The sequence below is a fragment of the Dactylosporangium sp. NPDC049140 genome (assembly GCF_040648435.1).
Window position 1 is genome coordinate 117,170 of sequence record NZ_JBEZDS010000024.1, and the last position, 19,245, is coordinate 136,414.

A 19,245-nucleotide genomic window follows, 5' to 3' on the forward strand; every position below is an offset into this window, starting at 1 on the left:
TCGGAGTTCATGAACGACGAGAACGCCACGATGGGCACGACCGGCACGCCGGGAGGCGACGGGGCGTCGCGCATCGACGAAGAGGACAAGCCCAACGGTTCGGCGCGGGGCGTGAAGACCCCGAGCCTCGGCGGCGAGCCGGACGACCCGCTGATGCCGTTCGACGAGAAGGTCGACTCGGACGGCAAGCTCCACCTTCCGCGTGACGCCGGGCAGCGCGGCTGAACTCAGCCCCGCAGCTCGGCGTACCGCCGCAGCAGCAGGCCCTCGCGCAACGCCCATGGACAGACGTCCAGCGAGCGCAGGTCGAGGGCCTCCATCACGGTCACGGCGGTGACCGCGCCGGCCAGCAGCTGCCGGGCGCGGGCCGCCGCGACCCCGGGCAGCTGGGCGCGCTCCCGCGGGCTCATCGCGGCCAGGCGCGGCAGCCAGCGGCGCAGCGCCCGCCGCTCGAGCTTCCCGTCGCCGCCGGTGAGCAGGGCCAGCTGCTTGAACGTCTTCGACGTGCCCACGACGCTGCGCGGGCGCTTGGCCCGGGCCAGCTCCCGCGCGACCGGCTTCACCACCCCCCGCACGTGCCGGCGCAGGCGCTCGACCGCGTCCCGGCCGGCCGGGTGCTCGGGCAGGAACTGTCTCGTCAGCCGCCCGGAGCCGACCGGCAGCGACACCGCGAGGTCGGGCTCGGGGCCGGCGCCGGCCGCGATCTCCATCGACATGCCGCCGATGTCGAGCAGCCACAGGCCCTCGGTCGCGGCGTGCCAGCGGCGGACCGCCTCGAACGTCACGCGGGCCTCGTCCTCGCCGGTGAGCGAGCGCAGCTGCACCCCGGTCGCCTCGCGGACCCGGCGGCAGATCTCGGTGTTGTTCGTCGCGTCGCGGATCGTCGCGGTCGCCAGCGGGATGAGGTCCTCGGCCTCGTGCCGGCGGAACGCCTCGATGGTGCACGTCACCGCTTCCACGACCCGCTCCACGCCGTCGGGGGAGAGCGCACCGTCGGCGGTGACCTCCTCGGCTAGCAGCGTCGGGGCCTTCAGGCGGTACACCGGCCGGGGCGGCCGTCCCCGGCGGGCCTGCACGATCTGCAGGTGCGCGGAGTTCGACCCGACATCGAGCACGGCGAGCAGCAACGGACGCCTCCCATCAATCCTCTGACATTAATGGACGAGAGGCGCCCGTTACCCAATTTGTCATGTGTCAAACAGTGTTACCCGGCCGACACCCCCGCCGGAGCGGGCGCGTAGCCGGCCGGGCGCGTGGTGAACACGCCGCGGCCCTGCGTGCGGCTGCGCAGCCGCGTGGCGTAGCCGAACAGCTCCGCCAGCGGTACCGTCGCCGTCACCACGACCGTCCGGCCGCGCGGCGCGGTGCCGCCGACCTGGGCCCGGCGGGCCATGAGGTCGCCGAGCACGCCGCCGACCATGTCCTCGGGCACGGTCACCGTCACCTCGGTGACCGGCTCCAGCAGCACCATCTGCGACTCGCGCAGGGCCAGCTGGAGCGCCTCCCGCCCGGCGAGGCGGAAGGCCAGGTCGGAGGAGTCGTGGTCGTGCATCTTGCCGTCGGTGAGCGTCACCTTGACGCCCGTGACCGGATACCCGGCGACCGGGCCGGCCGCGAGGGCGTCGCGGCAGCCGGCCTCGACGGCCCGCACGTACTCCTTCGACACGTGCCCACCGACCACAGTGGACTCGAACACGAACTCCTCACCGTCCACCGGGGACACGTCGATGGCCACGTGGGCGTAGAGGCCCGAGCCGCCGTCCTGCTTGACGAGACGGTGGTAGAACCCGCTGACCCCGCGGACCAGGGTCTCGCGGTAGGCGACCTGGGGCCGGCCGACCGCGACGTCCAGCCCGTTGGCGGCGAGGCGCATCTTCTCCACCGCCACCTCCAGGTGCAGCTCGCCCATCCCGCTGAGCAGGGTCTGTCCGGTCTCGGCGTCGACCCGCACGACCAGCGACGGGTCCTCCTCGACCAGCCGCGCCAGCGCCGTGGCCAGCCGGCCGGTCTCGGCGCGGCTGCGGGCCTCGATCGCGACCGAGACGACGGGCGTGGCCCGGCTCGGCGGCTCGAGGACCACCGGGTGGGCCGGGTCGCACAGCGTCTCGCCGACGCGGGCCGGCTTGAGCCCGACCAGCGCCACGATGTCGCCCGCGACGGCCCGGTCGACGTCGGTGTACCGGTCCGCCTGCACATGCAGGATGCGTGACACGCGCTCCTCCTTGCCGGCGTTGGACAGTCGTACGTCGGTGCCCTTGCGCAGGGTGCCGGAGTAGACGCGGACGTACGTGTACCGCCCCGTCGTCGCCGCGTGCACCTTGAACACGAGCGCCGTCAGCGGCGCGTCCGGGTCCCCGGCCGGCGCCGGCAGGTACGCCACCACCGCGTCGAGCAGTTCCGTGATGCCCTTGTCGCGGTAGGCGGAGCCGCACAGCACGACGACCGCCTCCCGGCTCAGTGTCAGGTCCCGCAGCGCCTTGCGCAGCGTCGAGCGGCTCAGGCCTCCCGTTGCCACGTACTCCTCGAACGCCTCCGAATGCAGCTCGGCGACCTGCTCGACCAGCACGGCCCGCTCCGGCGCGTCCGAGGGCTCGGTGAGGTCCCGGACGCCGGTGAAGCCGGACTCGGTGCCGACCGGGGCCTGCACCACGAGCGGGGTCACGCCGAGGCGGTCGCGGATCGAGGCCACCGCGGCCCCGAGGTCGGCCCCCGCCCGGTCGAGCTTGTTCACGAACGCGATCCGGGGCACGCCGTACCGGTCGGCCTGCCGCCACACCGACTCGCTCTGCGGCTCCACGCCGGCGACGCCGTCGAACACGGCGACCGCACCGTCGAGCACGCGCAGCGAGCGCTCGACCTCGTCGGCGAAGTCGACGTGGCCGGGCGTGTCGATCAGGTTGATCCGGTGGCCGTCCCAGTCGACGCTGACGGCGGCCGCGAAGATGGTGATGCCGCGGTTGCGCTCCTGCTGGTCGAAGTCGGTGACGGTGGTGCCGTCGTGGACCTCGCCCTGCTTGTACGTCGCGCCGGTGGCGTAGAGGATCCGTTCGGTGGTCGTGGTCTTCCCCGCGTCCACGTGGGCCAGGATGCCGATGTTGCGGACGCGTCGCAGTTCGTTACGCACTGTTGCCCCTCTGGGCTCGTCACTCGGACTTGGACAGCGCGATTGCGCCCCGCCGGGCTCAGCTCCGGGCGGGACGACCCAGTGCCGCCGCGCGAGCGGGCACCGGGAGCGACGAAGACACGCGAATCACCTCGTACAGCGAGCGGGGGACGACGACGGCGGTGCGGTACTGCACGGCGGTCTCCCTCCACACTCGACTGACACGATCGACTACGACAACAGTAACGTCGCGCCGCAAGCGTATATTTCGCCGATGCCCCGAGCGCTCATCGTCGGCAACACCGACGGCATCGGCCTCGCCCTGACCCGCCGCCTGCTGGACGAGGGCTGGAGCGCCGTGGGCGTCTCGCGCCGCGCGTCCGGCCTGGACCACCCGGCCTACGAGCACCTGGTCGCCGATGTGGCCGCGGCCGGCTATCCGGCGGCGCTGGACGGGCTGGCGGCGTTCGACCTGTGCGTGTACGCGGCCGGCATCGGCGAGCCCCTCGACGTGGACGCGCTGGGGGAGCAGACCGCGGCCATCCGGGTCAACCTGCTCGGGGCCGCGCTCACCGCCGAGGCGGTGCTGCCCGCGATGCTGGCGGCCGGGCGCGGGCACCTCATCGGGCTGTCCAGCCTGGCCGACGTGGTCATCTCGCCGGACGCGCCCGGGTACGCGGCATCGAAGGCGGGCCTCACGTCGTACCTGCTGGGCCTCGGCCAGGCGGTGCGCCGCCGCGGGGTGGCGGTGACCGCGGTCCGGTTCGGGTTCGTGGACACGAAGATGGCCAAGTCCCCGGTCACGCCGTTCAAGATCGGTGTCGACGAGGCGGTCACGGTGCTCATGCGCGCCGTCCGCAGACGACCGGCGGTGGTGTCGTACCCCCGGCGGATGTCCGTCGCCGCCCGGGCCCTGCGCGGGGTGTCGCGCCTCAGCCTGCGCTAGCCCGGAACCGCAGCCGGTTGTCCCGCGCGTCGACATCGATCTGATCCGCTTCGCTACGCGGCATCCGGGGCGGCGAACAGTGCGCGCAGGTCGTTCGAGGCCGGCGAGCCGGCTCGTCCTCCCACCCGGAGCACACCGGCAGGAGCAGCGACCGATAGCCGGCGTAGCGCGGCCAGCTGGCCGGCGACCCCCGCGCCCAGGATGACGCCGCCGAGAATCCGGTCCGCCGCTGCAGCCGCCCCGCGTCGGCCCCGCCGCCACGATCGGGTGACGCCGGCCCGGTGGCGTACATCCGTCGTATGACATCGCCGTGCGTGGATAGCTCCGTGGATGGACGACGGGCCGGGCGGCGGGCGGGACGGTAGGGGCATGACAATCGACCGCGTCACGCTCACCCGTCGCGGCGCGCTCGGGGCCGCGCTCGCCGTTGCCGCCTCCGTGCCGCTCGCGTCCCGGGCCTCCGCCGCCGATGCTCCGCCGCGATTGACATTGCCGCCGCCCACCGGGCCTTTTCCCGTGGGGACCACCGTGCGGCCGCTCGTGCGCGGTGACCGCGTGCTCATGACGAGTCTCTGGTACCCGGCGCGCGATGCCGGGCGGTACCCGCGGGCGCCCTGGCTCGCGCCCGCCGTCGTGCGCGAGCTGCTCGTGTCGGCCGGGTTCCCGCCCGACGCCGTGCTCGGGCCGCTGACCGCCGGGCGGCTCGGTGCGCCCGGGCGGCGCGGCGGCGAGCGGCTGCCGGTCGTGCTCTACTCGCACGGGGCCCACGACCACCGGGCCGGCAACACCGTCGTCGTGCAGGAGCTGGCCAGCCACGGGTACCTCGTGGTGACGGTCGACCACACCGGCGACGCGTTCACCCAGCTGCCCGACGGGCGGGTGCTCACCCCGGACCCCGACGTGCCGATGTACCCCGACGACTTCGCGGCCGACATCCGCTTCGTGCTCGACCACCTCGGCGAGCTCACCGCGGGCCGGCACGACCCGCACCGGATCGGGCTGTTCGGCTGGTCCAAGGGCGCCACCGCGATCACGCACGTCATGTTCGCCGAGCGGCGGGTGCGGGCCGGGCTGAGCCTCGACGGGCCCATGGAACCGGAGGTGCCCGACGTCCTCGACCGGCCGCTCATGCTCATGACCGCGGAGTTCACGCGCGCGGCGTACCCGAGCGTGGCCACCCTGTGGTCGCACCTGCACGGCTGGCGGCGCAACGTGCAGGTCACGGGGGCCGAGCACTCGTCGTACACCGACTACCAGGTCCTGCTGCCGCAGATGGGCCAGCCGGTCGGCATCCTGGACCCGGCACGGGCGGTGCGCATCCAGCAGGCGTACCCGCTGGCGTTCTTCGACCGGCACCTGCGCGGCCGGCCGGCACCCCTGCTCGACGGCCCGAGCCCGGCGTTCCCGGAGGTGGAGTTCATCCCGTAGGCCGCCACGGCATATGGGGTCGCCGGGTGGTCGGCGAACCATTACTGTGCCGCGCGTGATCTCTGTCCGGACCGAGCTCGTGATCGCGGGCGTGGTGCTCGCCGCCGGCCTCGGGGCGTGGGCGGCGCGCGGTCTCACGCAGGCCGACCCGCCGCCCTCCGCGGCCCGTCTCGCCACCGCGCTGCTGTGCACCGACGCCGCCGACCCCATCCACTCCGACGCGGGTGTGCGGGACACCATCGCGTGCCGGCGCGCGGGGCGGCACGGCACCGTGGTGACGTTCGACGACAACCGGCTGCGCGACGACTGGGTCGCGCGCATGCACCGGCCGTTCGCCGCCGGCAGCGGGGAGCTGCTGCTGACCGGGGACCGGTGGGCGGTGCAGACCGACGACTTCGCCGGCGCCCGGCACCTGCTGGCCGAGGTCAAGGGGTGGTGGGTGTGACCGGGCCGATGTGGCAGCGCGCGCTCTGGGGCGTGCTCGGGCTGGCCGGGCTGTTCGCCGTCGCCGCGGTGGCCGACCTGGTGGCGGCGCTCGTGGTGCTGCCCCGGCTGCCGTCGCCGTCGCCGGACCTGCTCGACCTGGGCGAGCGGCTCGGCACGGCGCAGACGGTGCTCTTCTATGCGCACGCGGCGGCCGCGGTCGCCTGGTTCGCGTACGTCGAGCGCGGCCACGGCGCCGGGCTGCGCACCGGGCCGGCGGTCGCGTGGCGGCTCGGGGCCGCGGCGACCGTCGCGGCGACGTTCGCGCTGCCCCACACCGGGCTCATCGGCGACGGGCTGTTCACGGCGCGCCTGGAGTGGATGGTTCCGGTGCTGCTCGCGCGCCTCGGGCTGGTCGCGCTGCTGGCGGTCGCGGCCCAGGGCGTGCGGCGCCGGCTGACCCAAGCCACGACCTAGCCGAGCCGCGACCTGGCCGAGCCGCGAGCCGGCCGGGCCGCGAGCTAGCCGATCTGCCGGCCGGCCAAGGACGCCCGGGTGGCCAGGCGCACCACGCCGGCGACCACCACCAGGAGGCACGCGGCGAAGACGGCCACGTCGCGCGGGCTGTGCGGGATCTCCTCGTGCAGCAGCAGGGCCCCGAGCAGCACCGCCGTGATCGGGTTGGCGATCAGGTCCGCGGGGTAGCCCACGCCCAGGCCCTCCGCGGCGAACGCCAGCTGCAGCAGGACGAAGCTCGCCGCCGCCGACGGCACCAGCAGTACCGCCGCCACGATCGCGTCGGCGTCGGTGAGCGCGCCGCGGCCGAGCTGGTGCCAGGCCGCGGCGACGGCGTCGAGCAGCACGGCGGCGAGGCCCGCGCAGCAGCCGGCGACGAGGCCGAACGCGGTCGCGCGGGCGCGGGCCGGCCAGCGGCGGGCCGCGCTCAGCAGGGCGGTGCCGCCCGCGAGCAGGGTCGCCGCGGTGAGCAGGGTCGTGCGCAGGCGCAGCGGGTCGGCGTCGCCCGGGTCGCCGACGAGCAGGAAGAACGCCGCCAGGCCCGCGACGATGAGGCCGCAGGCGCCGTACTGCCCGCCGGTCGGCCGGGCCGCGCCCATCCGCCAGGCGACCAGCAGCGACACCGGCAGGGCCAGGACCAGGCACGGCTGCACGAGCACGACCGGGCCGGTGGCCAGCGCCGCGGCCTGCAGCAGGGCGGCCGCGCCGTCGAGCGTGATGCCCAGCTTCCACCGCCGGTCGCGCCGGTCGCTGCCGGACGCCGCGGCGTGCTCGACCGCGGTCGCCGCGCCGTAGCCGACCGCCGCCACGAGGGCGCAGGAGATCGACACCATGAGCATCATCCGAGCCTCGCACGGCCGGGCCCGGCCCGTTATCTGTTAGGAATATTGACAGTCCTATTTGGCCGGGGCTTAATACAAGTCCTGAAGTTAAGGAGGCGTGCACATGGTCCCAACCCGGCCACTGTCTGCACTGCTCGTGGCGGCCACCGCGGCCGCCCTGCTCACGTCCGCCCAGGTGCCCGCATCCGCCGCGGCCACCAGCGTGCAGGTCTACTGGAGCTCGGAGTCGCGCACCGCGGGCTACGAGCCGAAGAACGGCAACTGGTACACCAACCCCGCCACCGGCCTCGCCGGCACCCCGTACCAGCTGTCCCGCCAGTCCGACGTCCCGGTCGCCGCCGCGTCCGGGAGCGCCACGATCACCGTCGACACCAACACGCGGTACCAGAGCATCCTGGGTGTCGGCTCCTCCCTCGAGGAGTCGACGATCTTCAACCTGTCGCGCATGAGCGCGGCCGGCCGCGACCGGGCGCTGCGCGCGCTCGTCGACCCCGCCACCGGCGCCGGCTTCAACGTCGTGCGCATCACCTTCGGCACCAGCGACTTCACCTCGCACGACTTCTACACGTACGACGACGGGGCGGCCGACCCGTCGCTGGCGCGCTTCTCCATCCAGCGCGACATCGACTACAACATCATCGCCACGCTCAAGCAGGCCCTGGCGATCAACCCGAACCTCAAGATCTTCGCGAGCGCGTGGTCGGCGCCGCCGTGGATGAAGACCAGCAACAACATCATCGGCGGGAGCCTGAACAGCACCTACATCCCGACGCTGGCGACCTACTACCGCCGGGCGGTCCAGGCGTACGCCGCGCAGGGCATCCCCATCCACGCGCTCACCCTGCAGAACGAGCCGCTGTTCTCGCCGGCGGACTACCCGGGCATGCTCGTGAGCGCGGACCAGGAGCGGCAGCTGGCGAAGGCGCTGCGGGCGGAGCTGTCGTCGGCTGCCCTCGGTACCGTCAAGATCTGGGCCTTCGACCATAACTTCAGCGAGGGCGTCTCCTACGCCGCCGGCGTGCTGGGCGGTGACGGCTACGCCGCCGTCGACGGCATCGCCTTCCACGACTACGCGGGCGACCCGTCGGCGATGGCCCAGGTGAAGGCGAGCTACCCGGACAAGGACGTGCTCATGACCGAGCGTTCCGTCTGGGGTACCGCGGGCGCCGACCGCATCGTGCAGTACTTCCGCAACTCCGCCACCCTGTACGAGGGCTGGGTCAGCATGCTCGACCAGAACCGCGCCCCCGAGCGCTGGTCCGGCTCGCCCGACCCCACCATGCTCGTGCAGAGCACCTCGAACCGCGACACCTTCTGGGCGCTGCCCGACTACAACATGGTCGCGCAGTTCTCGAAGTTCGTGCAGCCCGGCGCGCAGCGGGTGGCGACCGGCTACGGCTCGACCGGCAGCGTCACGAACGTCGCGTTCCGCAACCCCGACGGCACCCTCGTGGCCGTCGTGGTCAACCAGACCGCCGCGAGCCAGGCGTTCACCCTGCGCGTCGGCGCCCAGCAGGTGGCGAGCACGTTGCCCGCGAAGACGGTCGGCACCTACCTCTGGGCCGGCGCGGACAGCGGCACCCCGACGAGCCGCACCGGGCGGATCAGCGGCTACGGCGGCAAGTGCGTCGACGTCGCGGGGGCGAGCTCCGCGAACGGGACGAAGATCCAGCTGTACACGTGCAACGGCACCGCCGCCCAGCAGTGGACGGTCGGCACCGACGGCACCGTGCGCGCGCTCGGCAAGTGCCTCGACGTGGCCGCGGCGAACTCCGCCAACGGTACGAAGGTGCAGCTGTACGACTGCAACGGCTCGGCCGCGCAGCAGTGGTCGGCCGCGAGCAACGGCGGCCTCGTGGCGCTCGGCAAGTGCCTCGACGCGACCGGCCCGAGCTCGGCGGACGGCACCCAGCTGCAGATCTGGTCGTGCACGGGCGCGGCCAACCAGCAGTGGATCTTGCCTTAGCGGTTTCTGTCGTACCCGGTTGGTAGTGTCCGGGGCCGTGAGAGCGAATGCGGCGCTGGCGTTGTTCGAGGCGGCGGCCGAGGTCGGCGGCGGGTCCGTCGACTGGCCCCGCCTCGTCAGCGGCGCGCGGGAGGTGTTGACACCGCTGCTGCGGCACCACCACCGCCTCCCGCGGCCGTTCGTCGACGCCGCCCTCGACCTCGGCGACCCCGCCCTGTTCGACGCGCTCGCCGACAACGAGCTCTACCTCGCCGAGCACCCCGACCTCAAGGAGCGCCTGGCCCGCCGCGGCACCCCGGGGGTCACCCAGCGCGCCCTGCGCTCGTGGGACCTGCGGCTGCAGCGGCTCGCCCTGGCCGCCTACCCGCCCGACGGCCCCGACCTCGGCCGGCTCATCCAGCAGCAGCGCGCCGGGGTCGTCGGCCCGACCGGCGACGCGGTCCGCGAGGCCTGGCGGTTCGGCCCGGTGAAGCTCACCGTCGCCGAGCACTGGCGGGCCCTGGCGACCCTGAGCCGCCTGGAGGGGCCGGACTCGGGCTTCCCCGACTCCAGCCTGCACCAGGACGTCTGGCCGCACCTGCCGCTCGACCTGGAGGAGCTCGAGGCGCACGCGGCCGAGTGGGAGGGCACCCGGGGCGCGATCGACGAGCTGCGGCGGGGCTTCCCGGACCACCTGTACATGCGCGCCGAGCTGGACTGGGCCGCGGTGGCGCAGCGCCACGCGCAGATCCCGTTCGGCGGGCCCGCCGCGGCTGCGCTCGCCGCCCGGCCCGACTGCCCCGACGACTTCCGGTTCACGCTGTTCCTCGCCGAGCCCGCCGCCGTGGCCCCGGCGGTGCCCCGGCTCACGGAGGAGATGGCCCTCGCCCCGCTGCCCAAGAAGGGCGCGGCCAAGGCGGCCAAGGTCGTCGCCAAGCGCGCCGTCGCCGACGGCCTCGACCCGGGCCTGCTGCTGGAGCGGATGCGGCCCGCCGGCGCGGTGCTGGAGACGGTCCGGCTCGACGAGCTGGCGAAGCTGGTCGAGGCCCGCCTCGGCGCCGATCCGGACAAGTGGTCGTGGGTGCGGGCGAGGCTCAGCGCGTTCCCGGGCACCGTCACCGAGCTGCTGGAGGCGGCCGGGACCGCCGCCTGGCCGGAGAGGACCACCAGCGCCCGGGCCGGCTTCGTCACGCTGCTCGACCACGCCCCGGCCGAGGCCCACCTGGCCCTGCTCGACCGGATGGACGAGCAGTCCGTCGCCGACCTGTTCACCCGGGGCGCCTGGCGGCCCGAGTGGCTCGACCGGGCGATCGCCGACCCGCGCCGGGTGCTGCGCGTGGCGCTCGCCTCCCGCCCGTCGCTGGACGCCGCCTCGGCCGAGCGGCTCGCCGCCCTCGACGACCCTGAGGTCAACGGCCTGGTCTTCCGCCGCACCAACACCCCGCACCGGCTGCGCATGCGGCTGCTGGCCGGCCGCCCGTTCGACCCGCAGGCCCGCGCGCAGCTGTTCCAGCAGACCGGGGGCTGGCACGGCACCGACGCGCTGGACTGCGCCGACCAGGAGCTGCAGCGGCACATCATCCGGCACGTGCGCGTCCGCGGAAAGGCCGCCCAGCTGCGGCTGCTGCTCAACCTGTGGCACCGGCACGGCCCCGACGCGGTGCGCGACCTGTTCGCCGCCGAGCTCAAGCCGGCCAACTACCGCGTCACGCCGATCACCCCGCCGGTGCGCAAGCGCGTCGAGCAGGTCCTCGCCATCGCCGAGCCCGGCGCCCGGCAGGCCGCCCTCGACGAGCTCGAGGCCGAGGTCGCCGCCGAGGAGAGCCCGGCCGGCCAGTTCGCGCTGCTGCGGGCCGAGCGCACCGACCACACGCTGCTGTTCAAGGATTCCCGGCTGTGGCACTGGGACGTCATCGTCGCCGAGCACCGCCGCGAGCCGCTGCCCGACCCGATCCTGGCCACCATCGCCGAGGCCCGCGAGGTGCCCGAGGAACTGGTCGAGGCCGGGCGGGACAAGCTGCGGCCGTGGGACAGCGAGCAGGCGACCGAGTACGCGGCCGGCCGGCCGGTCGAGGAGATCATGGCGGCCCCGCGGGAGGGGCACTACGGCGGCTGGATCGGCAAGTTCACCGCGGCCGGCGTAGTCACCTGGGAGCAGCTGCTGCGCCACTGCGTCCCGGCCGGGCTGCCGCTGGACATCGCCGGCGGCAGCGCCTCGCCGCCCGAGGCCCGGGCCGCGCTGGCCGCGCTGCTCGCCGAGGTGTGGGACGGCAACCTCGAGGCGATCGTGCTCGCCGCGGCGATGGTCGCCGGGTTCCCAGGGCCGCCGGCCGAGCTGCTCGCGGTGGCCACGGCGGCGGTGGCGGCCTGATGTTCAACCGGACGCCGGGACCGTGGGCGCTCATGGAGGCGGCGGCGCAGGCGGGCGGGGCCGCGTTCGACTGGCCCCGGCTGATGAGCGGCGCGCGCGACCTGCTGCACCCGATCGCCTACGACCAGCAGCGGCTCCCCGCGGCCGCCGTCGCCGCGCTGCTGGAGCTCGGCGACGACGACGTGCTCGGCGCGCTCGCCCAGAACGAGGCCGCGCTGGGCGCCCATCCCGGCCTGCGCGAGCGGCTCGCCCGGGCCGGCGGGGTCCGCGTCGCCGACGTCGCCCTGCAGCGCCGGTGGGAGCTGCGGCTGCAGCGGATGCTGGTGGCCCGCAACGCGCCGGAGTACGGGCAGTACCGCCACAACCGGGCCGCGGTCGTCGGGCCCCGGATCCCGGTCGTCCGCGAGATCCTGCGGGGCGTCGGGCCGGACCTGACCCGGGCCGAGCAGCTGCGCGCGATGCTGAGCCTGCACCGCCTCGGCGGGCTGGCCGAGTGGCGGCCGGAGTGGCTGCCCGCGGTGCCGGCCGAGCGGCTGGAGGAGCTGGTCGCCGAGGCCGAGGGCACGGCCGGGGCGATCGAGGAGCTGCGCGGCGGGTTCGCCGACCACCTGGGGCTGCGCGAAACGCTGGACTGGGACGCGGTCGCCGCCGCCGGGCCGTTCGCCGGGCCGGCCGCGGCCGCGCTCGCCGCCCGGCCCGACTGCCCGGCGGCGCTGCGGTTCGAGCTGTTCCTCGCCGACCCGGCCGCGGTGGCCGTCGCCGTGCCCCGGCTGACCGAGGCGATGGCGCTCGCCCCGGTGCCGAAGAAGGGCGCGGCCCGCACGGCCCGGATCGTCGCCAAGCGGGCCGTCGCCGACGGGCTCGACCCGGCCCTGCTGCTGCAGCGGATGCGCCCGGCCGCCGCGGTGCTGGAGACGGTCCGGCTCGACGAGCTCGCGAAGCTCGTCGAGGCCCACCTGGGCGCCGACCCGGGGAAGTGGGCGTGGGTGCGAGGGAGGCTCAACGCGTTCCCGGGGCCGGTCGCCGAGCTGCTGGAGTCGGCCGGGACGGCCGCGTGGCCGGACCGGACCACCACCGGCCGCGCCGCGTTCGTCACGCTGCTGGACCACGCGCCGGTCGAGACCCACCTGGCGCTGCTCGGCACGATGGACGACCAGACGGTGCACGGCCTGTTCACGCAGGGCTCGTGGCGGCCCGAATGGGTGGACCGGGCCCTGGCCGACCCGCGCCGCGCGCTCGCGCTCGCCCTCGCGTCGCGGCTCACGCTCGACGCCGGCGCCGCCGAGCGGCTCGCAACCCTCGACGACGCCGAGGTCAACGGCAAGCTGTTCCGCCGCACCGGCACTTCGCACGCGCTGCGCCGGCGGCTGCTGGCCGGCGGCCCGTTCGACCCGGCGGTCCGCGAGCAGCTGCTGACCCTCGCCGCCGGCTGGCACGGCACCGACCCGCTCGACTGCGCCGACCTCCAGCTGCAGCGGCACATCCTGCGGCACGTGCGCGTGCGCGGCAAGACCGCCCAGCTCCGGCTGCTGCTCAACCTGTGGCACCGCAACGGCCCCGCCGCCGTCGCCGAGCTGATCGAGGCCAAGCTCAACCCCGTGGGCTTCTCCGCGGCCGTGATCACGCCCACGGCCCGCAGCCGGGTCCGGAAGGTCCTCGCCGCGCGCGACGAGGCCACCCGCCGGGCCCGCCTCGACGAGCTCGAGGCCGAGATCGCCGCGGCCGAGTCGCCGGAGGGGCAGATCGCGCTGCTGCGCACCGAGGGCCTGGACTTCGGCAAGGTGTACGGCGAGACCCGGCACTGGCACTGGGACGCCATCCTCGCCGAGCACCGCCGCTCGCCGTTGCCCGGCCCGGCCCTGGCCGACATCGGCGACGCCCGCGGCTGCCCGCCCGAGCTCGCCGAGGCCGGGCGGACGCAGCTGCGGCCGTGGCAGCACGAGGCCGAGGCGGAGCTCGCGGCCGGCCGCCCCGCCGCGGAGGTGCTCGCCACGCCGCGCGACGTGCCCTACAACGGCTGGCTGCAGCGCGCCGCCGCCTCCGGGGCCGTCACCTGGGAGCAGGTGCTGCACCACGCGGTGCCGGCCGAGCTGCCGCTGAAGCTCATCGGCGCCAACCACTCGGTCCCGGAAGCGCGGGCCGCGCTGGCGGCCCTGGTCGGCGAGGCCTGCGGCGGCGACGCCGAGGCGATCGTGCTCGCCGTGCGCATGGCCGGGGACTTCCCGGGCCCGGTGGCGGAGCTGCTGACGGTCGCGGCCGCCGCGGTTTCCGGCTGATTTTCTGTCGTACCCCGTTGGTAATGTCTCGCCCCGAGAAGGCAGCCGGACTCGGGAAGGGGGCATCGTGAGAGCCGACCTGCGCGACCGGCGCGCCGTCGCCGCGATGGCCCACCCCGACCCGGCCGTCACCGAGCGGGCGCGGCAGCTGAAGGAGGCGGCGCTGCTCGACTTCGGGGTGCGCGACAGCGTCGCCGGGTCGTGGATCTACGCCAAGTGCCGCCACCAGATCCCGACCACGGCGGTGGCCACGGCGGCGGTCGTGGCGACCGGCGACGGGGTGTGCAGCCTGCTGTACAACCCCGAGTTCTTCGCCCGGCTCGGGCCGTCCGGGGTCAAGTTCGTGCTGTTCCACGAGGCCCGGCACCTGATCCAGCGGCACCTGCACACCGATCGGGAGCTGCGCGACGACCCGCTCTTCACGCTGGCCACCGAGGTCAGCGTCAACCACGTGGCGATGCGGCGCCTGGGCACGACGATGCCGCGGCTGGACGGGGAGACCGTCGGCGTCGACCCGGTCGCGGTGCACCGGTCCTACGAGGCCGACCTGCGCGGGCAGGGGCGGGAGCCGCTCGGCTACGCGGCCTTCGTCGCGACCGACCTCGGGATCTACCGGGAGCTGCGGCGCATGGCCGACCCGCCGGTGACCGTGGTGCTGTGCGTGCACATGGGCGAGGGCGGGGTGCCCCTCGACCCGGAGACCGTCGAGCGCCTCGCCGGAGCGGTGCTGGAGTCGCTGATGCGCCAGGCCCGGGCCGGCAACCCGGTGGCGCGCGCGGAGCTGCTGGAGCTCGCCGCACGCACCGACGACGGCGGGGACCGGATCGCCAAGCTGTGGGGCGACCTCGGGCTGGCGGCCCTGCGCGGCACGACGCAGAAGACCCGGCGGGTCGAGTGGTGGCGGCGCTGGCTCGCCGACGTGCTCGCCGACCGGCTCCAGCCGGGGGAGCGGATGGTGTACCCCAAGAAGCTGGGCGCCGTGCTGCTCGCCCTCGGCCACGAGCCGATGCTGCACCGGCGGGGCGAGACACGGTACAAAACCGTGCTCATCGCCTTTGACACCTCGGGCTCGATGCCCGACGCGGTCGTGGAGTGGCTCACCACCCTGGTCGGGCGGATCGAGGGCGTGCGCGCACACTGGCTCAGCTTCGACGCGCTGGTCATGCCGTTCCAGCCGGGGGAGCGGGTTCTGGGCGGTGGCGGGACGAGCTTCCAGGGGGTCGTCGACTACGCCGAGGGGCGGCTGGAGGTCGGCGGCAAGCGGCTGGAGGACCGGGTCGAGGCGGTGATCGTGGTGACCGACGGCCACGCGCCGGTGGTGCGCCCGGCCGAGCCCGGGAAGTGGATCTGGCTCATCACCGACGGCGGCGACACGTGGCCGGAGCGGCAGATCCCGCCGATGGCCTGCCACCGGGTGCGGACGGGAGAGGACTGACGCGTGGGCGAGTCGCTGCTGGAACGGTTCATCGACGGCATGATCGCGGCCGGGATCACCGGGCAGGTGTTCGGCGAGCACGGCATCGGCAAGACGTCGACGTTCCTGTCGTACGTGCCGCGCGAGCACGGCCTCGACGTCGTCCTCGTGCCCGCCGCCAACCTCACCCCCGACGACCTGCTCGTCAACGCGCCCGTGCGCGACGCGGCCACCGGCGAGCTGGCCCTGCACCAGCTGATCATGAAGCAGCTCAACCCGGGCCGGCGCTTCGTACTGCTCATCGACGACTCGCTGCAGGCCGGCGACACCATCCAGTCGCAGCTGATGCAGGTGGCGTGCAACTGGACGCTCGGCGAGCACGACCTGCGCGCGCTCGGCTGCGTCGGGGTGTTCCTCACCGACAACGAGTCGGCCGCCGAGACCTCGGCCCGCCGCACCGACCTGGCGGTGCTCGACCGGATGGCGACCCTGCACATCGGCGCGAACGACACCTCGTGGCGGGAGAGCCTGACCGCGCGGTACGCCCGCTGGGAGCTCGACGGCGCGTTCCGCGTGTGGGCAGCGCAGACCCCGGCGGTGCGCAAGCTGCTCTCGCCCCGCACGCTGCAGCACGTGCTCGACTGCGCGGCCGAGGGGCTGCCGATGCGGTGGGGGCTGCCGCTGCTCGACGGCGCCCGGCTGCGCCTCACCGAGGACGACGGCACCGACCGCACCGACGAGATCCTCAAGCAGCTCGCCGCCGAGCTCGGCGTCAGCGACCCCGTGACCGTCGCCGACCCGGTCCGCCGGCTGCTGCGCACCGCGATCGCCCGTCGCTGGGCGGTGCTGCTGCAGGGCCCGCCGGGCTGCGGCAAGACGGAGATCGCCAAGCAGATCGTGCGCGAGGAGACGGGCGCCGACCCGGTGTACTTCTCGCTGCCCGTCACCAACGTCGAGGACCTCTGCGTGCCCGTGCCCGCCCCCGACGGCACCCTCGACACGCTGCTGACCCGGGCCCTGCTCGGCCCGCGGCCGAAGGTGATCGTGTGGGACGAGTACAACCGGCCCAAGGACCGCGCGGCGTTCGCCCGGCTCATGGAGATCACGCAGGAGTGGTCCCTGGCCGGGCGGCCGATCGAGGGGCTGCGGGCCCAGTTCGCGCTGCAGAACCCGCCCTACCACGTGGGCCGCAAGCTCCAGGTGACCCCGAACAACCTGGCCCAGGCGAGCCGCTTCACCGCCAGCATCGAGGTCGGCCCCGACGACATCCCGTCCGGCCAGTGGCTCATCGACACCTACGGCCGCCCGGCCGAGGCGGCGCTGGACTGGTGGAGGTACGACATCGACGACGAGGGCCGCGACTGGGTCAGCAAGCGCACACTGGAGCGGCTCATCAAGCTGCACCTGCACGAGCAGCCGCTGCAGGCGGGCCTGATCTACCTCGGCGACGGCGAGTACGCGCCGATCCCGCTCGCGGGCCTCGAGGCGCGCCTATCGGGGGAGCGCCGCCTGGGCCTGCGCGAGCTGGCCGACGACCCGGACGGCTGGGCCGCCCGCCTGGCCGGGGGCCTCGCCGACTGCGACGAGGGCACGGACGACACCGACCTCGTGCACCAGGTCTTCTCCAACGCGGAGGTCTCCCAGCTGCGCGAGCACCTCGACGTCGTCGTCGTGCTCCTGCGGCACCTGCCCCCGAAGCTGCGCGCGACGTACCTGGTCGGCCAGACCCCCGAGAAGCTGCGCTTCTGGATCGACGCGGTCAAGGCCATGCGTGCGCTGCGCTGACCTGTCGCCGTCCGCGTATTCCTGTCCAGTGTGATGCTCGGCAAGCACCAGCCGGTGACGAGATCGGCTACGCGCTGGAACGCCGGAAGGTCGCCCCGGAGGGCGGCCTCGCTTTCTTCGTGGGGGTCTCTTCGGTGGTCTGCTCGTCCTTGGCCATTGCGCTCTCCTCAGTTGGTTGAGGCCGAGGGCAGCAGTGCCCGGGTGTCGGCCGGCAGGGTGGACAGGACGATGACCTCGACGCGGCGGTTGAGGGTTTCGGCCCGGGGGTCGGTGGTGGGGTAGAGGGGTTTGGTGTCGGCGTGGCCGACGGCTTGCAGGCGGGTGTCGGTGATGCCGGCGTCGGTGTGGGGCATGCGGACGAGGGCGGAGGCGCGGGCGGAGGAGAGTTCCCAGCCGGAGGGGTAGGTGCCCGGTGCCGCCGGTGAGCTGGTTGGTGTGGCCGTCGACTTCGATGTGGTTGGGCAGGGCGGCGATGGAGGGGCTGCCGAAGCCGACGGCGAGGCCGTTCTTGAGTTCGGCGAACTTTTTCCGGTCGACCTGGGAGATGGCGAACAGGACGATGAACAGGACGATGAACAGGACCATGAGCAGGGTCATCATGTCGGCGTGTTCCTCCTCGTCGTGGCCGCCCTTCTTGTGCTTGGTGTGCGCGCCGGCCTTCGCCGCGTGTCCACCGCTCATGTCGGCGGCCCCCTTCAGGTCGTTGTGACGCCGTCGGGGGTGACATCGGACCGTTCGCCCGACAGAAGAGTCGTGGGCCGGTGCCGTGCGGGTGCGCACAGGTTCGAGAGAATCGGGCAAATACCCCGTCGGGCGAAAAATCCGCTATGTCGCGGCGCGGAGCGCCCGACATAGCGTTCGGGACACTCCGGCTCGCGGTGCGCGAGCGTGCGACATGGCGGCGGTGCGGGGCGCCTCGGGCACGCCTGGAAACGGCGCCCGGCAGTGCGCTCAGGACACCCGCTGGCCGTGGCGGGTGTACAGCGCGGCGAAGCCCGTCCCCACGCACAGGGCCGCCGAGCTCAGCCCCAGTGACCAGTGCACGCCGATCGCCGCGCCCAGGACGCCCACCGTCAGGCCGCTGCCCGCGCGCAGGCCCGCCGAGGCGACGTTGTACACGCCGATGACGCGGCCCCGTTCGTCCGGCGGGGCGAGCAGCTGGGTCACGGTCTGGCCGATCGACATCGCCGCGAGGTTCGCGACGCCCCCGATGAAGAGCAGGACGACGGCCAGCCAGAGGTTGCCGGCGACGGCGAAGAGGAGACTGCTGAGGCCGTACGCCAGCGTCGTCACGATCGCCGCCCGGACCGTCGGGCGCATCCAGCCCGTCGCCTCGAGGAGCAGGCCGCCGGCCACCCCGCCGGCGCCCGCGGCGAAGAGCAGGATGCCGTACACGTCCGCGCTGCCCGGGCTCAGGTCCTCGGCGAAGGTCGGCATCGTGGCCTGCATCGCGGTACCGACGAAGAACGACGCGAGGCCGGCCAGGATGATCATGCTGATCAGGGTGTGGTCGCCGGCCACGCGGCGCAGGACCTTCACGGTGTCGAGCAGGCCGACGCGCGGGCCGGCGGGGCGGCCGTGGCGGGTGTGGCCGGTGAACCTGGTGCGGAACAGGAACAGCGTCAGGGGCAGGTAGAACGCGATGTTCGTGAGGATGCCCGCCTTCGGGCCGAGCCACAGCAGCAGGCCGGAGCCGACCGCCGGGCCGAACAGCACGCCGAGGCTGCGGAAGGTCGCGTTGAGGCGCACGGCCGAGACGAGCTCCTCGTCGCCGACGAAGTCGTGCAGCATGAGCTGCTCGCCCGGGCCCCAGAGGGACCCCGCCATGCCGTGCAGCACCAGCAGTACGCAGGCCTCCCAGACCTGCAGCGAGTCGGTGATGAACAGGATGCCCCAGAGCAGGGAGACCAGCATGAACAGCCCCTGGGCGGCCTGGATGACCCGGCGGCAGTCGTAGCGGTCGGCGAGCCCGCCGAACCACACCGAGAACAGCAGGAACGGCACCCAGTGGCTGATCACCTGGAAGCCGGCGAGCGCCTCGGAGTGGAACTTCTGCCACAGCACCCAGTACGTGATCACGTGCTCGACGTTGTCGGCCATCATCGACAGCGCCGCGCCGAAGAGGTACGGGCGGCAGTCGCGGTTGCGCAGGGCGGCGAAACGGCGGGCGGCCGGGGCGGCGGCGGTGGTCACCGC

General features: G+C 74.1%; 15 protein-coding genes and 1 pseudogene. 10 read left to right on the top strand and 6 right to left on the bottom strand.

What is annotated here, in order from left to right; translation table 11 throughout:
- The first annotated feature begins 9 nt into the window (after window positions 1-9).
- Entirely contained in the window at window positions 10-225 is a 216-nt protein-coding gene (locus tag AB0B76_RS32625) for a hypothetical protein (RefSeq protein WP_360382614.1), read from the top strand.
- Window positions 226-227: 2 nt separating this feature from the next.
- Here AB0B76_RS32625 and AB0B76_RS32630 read toward each other — a convergent pair whose 3' ends face one another.
- Complete coding sequence (locus tag AB0B76_RS32630) at window positions 228-1,127, bottom strand: hypothetical protein (protein WP_360382615.1); 900 nt, start codon at window positions 1,125-1,127, stop codon at window positions 228-230.
- A 77-nt stretch (window positions 1,128-1,204) separates the two neighbouring features.
- Window positions 1,205-3,124 carry an elongation factor G gene (locus AB0B76_RS32635; protein WP_360382617.1) on the bottom strand — a complete coding sequence of 640 codons (1,920 nt, stop codon included), beginning with the start codon at window positions 3,122-3,124 and terminating at the stop codon, window positions 1,205-1,207.
- Window positions 3,125-3,377: 253 nt separating this feature from the next.
- On the opposite strand from AB0B76_RS32635, the gene AB0B76_RS32640 reads away from it, so the two are divergent.
- The 4 genes from AB0B76_RS32640 (at window position 3,378) to AB0B76_RS32655 (ending at window position 6,377) form a co-directional block, all read left to right on the top strand.
- Window positions 3,378-4,049, top strand: a complete 672-nt coding sequence (locus AB0B76_RS32640) for an SDR family NAD(P)-dependent oxidoreductase (RefSeq protein WP_360382619.1) — start codon at window positions 3,378-3,380, stop codon at window positions 4,047-4,049.
- Between the two features lie 369 nt (window positions 4,050-4,418).
- A complete protein-coding gene (locus AB0B76_RS32645) occupies window positions 4,419-5,477 on the top strand; it encodes an alpha/beta hydrolase (protein ID WP_360382621.1) in 1,059 nt (352 codons plus the stop codon).
- Window positions 5,478-5,532: 55 nt separating this feature from the next.
- The gene (locus AB0B76_RS32650) at window positions 5,533-5,922 is read left to right on the top strand and encodes a hypothetical protein (RefSeq protein WP_360382623.1); all 390 of its coding nucleotides are present in this window, start codon (window positions 5,533-5,535) and stop codon (window positions 5,920-5,922) included.
- Window positions 5,919-6,377: a hypothetical protein gene (locus AB0B76_RS32655; RefSeq protein WP_360382625.1), complete on the top strand. Its 459-nt coding sequence runs from the start codon at window positions 5,919-5,921 to the stop codon at window positions 6,375-6,377. Before AB0B76_RS32650 ends, AB0B76_RS32655 begins: the two co-directional genes overlap by 4 nt.
- A gap of 44 nt (window positions 6,378-6,421) precedes the next feature.
- Here the strand turns inward: AB0B76_RS32655 and AB0B76_RS32660 are convergent, their stop codons facing one another.
- On the bottom strand, window positions 6,422-7,258 hold the full coding sequence (locus AB0B76_RS32660; protein WP_360382627.1) for a DMT family transporter: 837 nt from the start codon (window positions 7,256-7,258) through the stop codon (window positions 6,422-6,424).
- A 103-nt stretch (window positions 7,259-7,361) separates the two neighbouring features.
- Here AB0B76_RS32660 and AB0B76_RS32665 point away from each other — a divergent pair, with 103 nt between their 5' ends.
- From AB0B76_RS32665 to AB0B76_RS32685, 5 genes are all read left to right on the top strand, one after another.
- Window positions 7,362-9,224, top strand: a complete 1,863-nt coding sequence (locus AB0B76_RS32665; protein ID WP_360382629.1) for a ricin-type beta-trefoil lectin domain protein — start codon at window positions 7,362-7,364, stop codon at window positions 9,222-9,224.
- 37 nt (window positions 9,225-9,261) lie between these two features.
- On the top strand, window positions 9,262-11,574 hold the full coding sequence (locus AB0B76_RS32670) for a hypothetical protein (protein ID WP_360382631.1): 2,313 nt from the start codon (window positions 9,262-9,264) through the stop codon (window positions 11,572-11,574).
- On the top strand, window positions 11,574-13,850 hold the full coding sequence (locus AB0B76_RS32675) for a hypothetical protein (RefSeq protein ID WP_360382632.1): 2,277 nt from the start codon (window positions 11,574-11,576) through the stop codon (window positions 13,848-13,850). The genes AB0B76_RS32670 and AB0B76_RS32675 overlap by 1 nt, the downstream gene beginning before the upstream one ends.
- Before the next feature lie 67 nt (window positions 13,851-13,917).
- Window positions 13,918-15,285 carry a hypothetical protein gene (locus AB0B76_RS32680; protein ID WP_360382633.1) on the top strand — a complete coding sequence of 456 codons (1,368 nt, stop codon included), beginning with the start codon at window positions 13,918-13,920 and terminating at the stop codon, window positions 15,283-15,285.
- A 3-nt stretch (window positions 15,286-15,288) separates the two neighbouring features.
- Window positions 15,289-17,049 (top strand): ATP-binding protein, encoded by a 1,761-nt coding sequence (locus AB0B76_RS32685; RefSeq protein WP_360382635.1) that lies wholly within the window; start codon window positions 15,289-15,291, stop codon window positions 17,047-17,049.
- Window positions 17,050-17,216: 167 nt separating this feature from the next.
- Here AB0B76_RS32685 and AB0B76_RS32690 read toward each other — a convergent pair whose 3' ends face one another.
- The 3 genes and pseudogenes from AB0B76_RS32690 to AB0B76_RS32700 form a co-directional block, all read right to left on the bottom strand.
- Window positions 17,217-17,402, bottom strand: a complete 186-nt coding sequence (locus AB0B76_RS32690) for a hypothetical protein (protein WP_360382689.1) — start codon at window positions 17,400-17,402, stop codon at window positions 17,217-17,219.
- A gap of 190 nt (window positions 17,403-17,592) precedes the next feature.
- Window positions 17,593-17,730, bottom strand: a pseudogene (locus tag AB0B76_RS32695) (hypothetical protein); the annotation flags it as partial.
- A gap of 270 nt (window positions 17,731-18,000) precedes the next feature.
- Window positions 18,001-19,242, bottom strand: coding sequence for an MFS transporter (locus tag AB0B76_RS32700; protein WP_360382636.1), 1,242 nt, complete (start codon window positions 19,240-19,242; stop codon window positions 18,001-18,003).
- Window positions 19,243-19,245: the final 3 nt, after the last annotated feature.

What these genes read in the sequence shown, in the direction of transcription:
- AB0B76_RS32625 (WP_360382614.1), top strand. Translation starts at nt 10, where the DNA reads ATGAACGACGAGAACGCCACGATGGGCACGACCGGCACGCCGGGAGGC.
- AB0B76_RS32640 (WP_360382619.1), top strand. Translation starts at nt 3,378, where the DNA reads ATGCCCCGAGCGCTCATCGTCGGCAACACCGACGGCATCGGCCTCGCC.
- AB0B76_RS32645 (WP_360382621.1), top strand. Translation starts at nt 4,419, where the DNA reads ATGACAATCGACCGCGTCACGCTCACCCGTCGCGGCGCGCTCGGGGCC.
- AB0B76_RS32660 (WP_360382627.1), bottom strand. Translation starts at nt 7,258, where the DNA reads ATGATGCTCATGGTGTCGATCTCCTGCGCCCTCGTGGCGGCGGTCGGC.
- AB0B76_RS32665 (WP_360382629.1), top strand. Translation starts at nt 7,362, where the DNA reads ATGGTCCCAACCCGGCCACTGTCTGCACTGCTCGTGGCGGCCACCGCG.
- AB0B76_RS32675 (WP_360382632.1), top strand. Translation starts at nt 11,574, where the DNA reads ATGTTCAACCGGACGCCGGGACCGTGGGCGCTCATGGAGGCGGCGGCG.
- AB0B76_RS32690 (WP_360382689.1), bottom strand. Translation starts at nt 17,402, where the DNA reads ATGCCCCACACCGACGCCGGCATCACCGACACCCGCCTGCAAGCCGTC.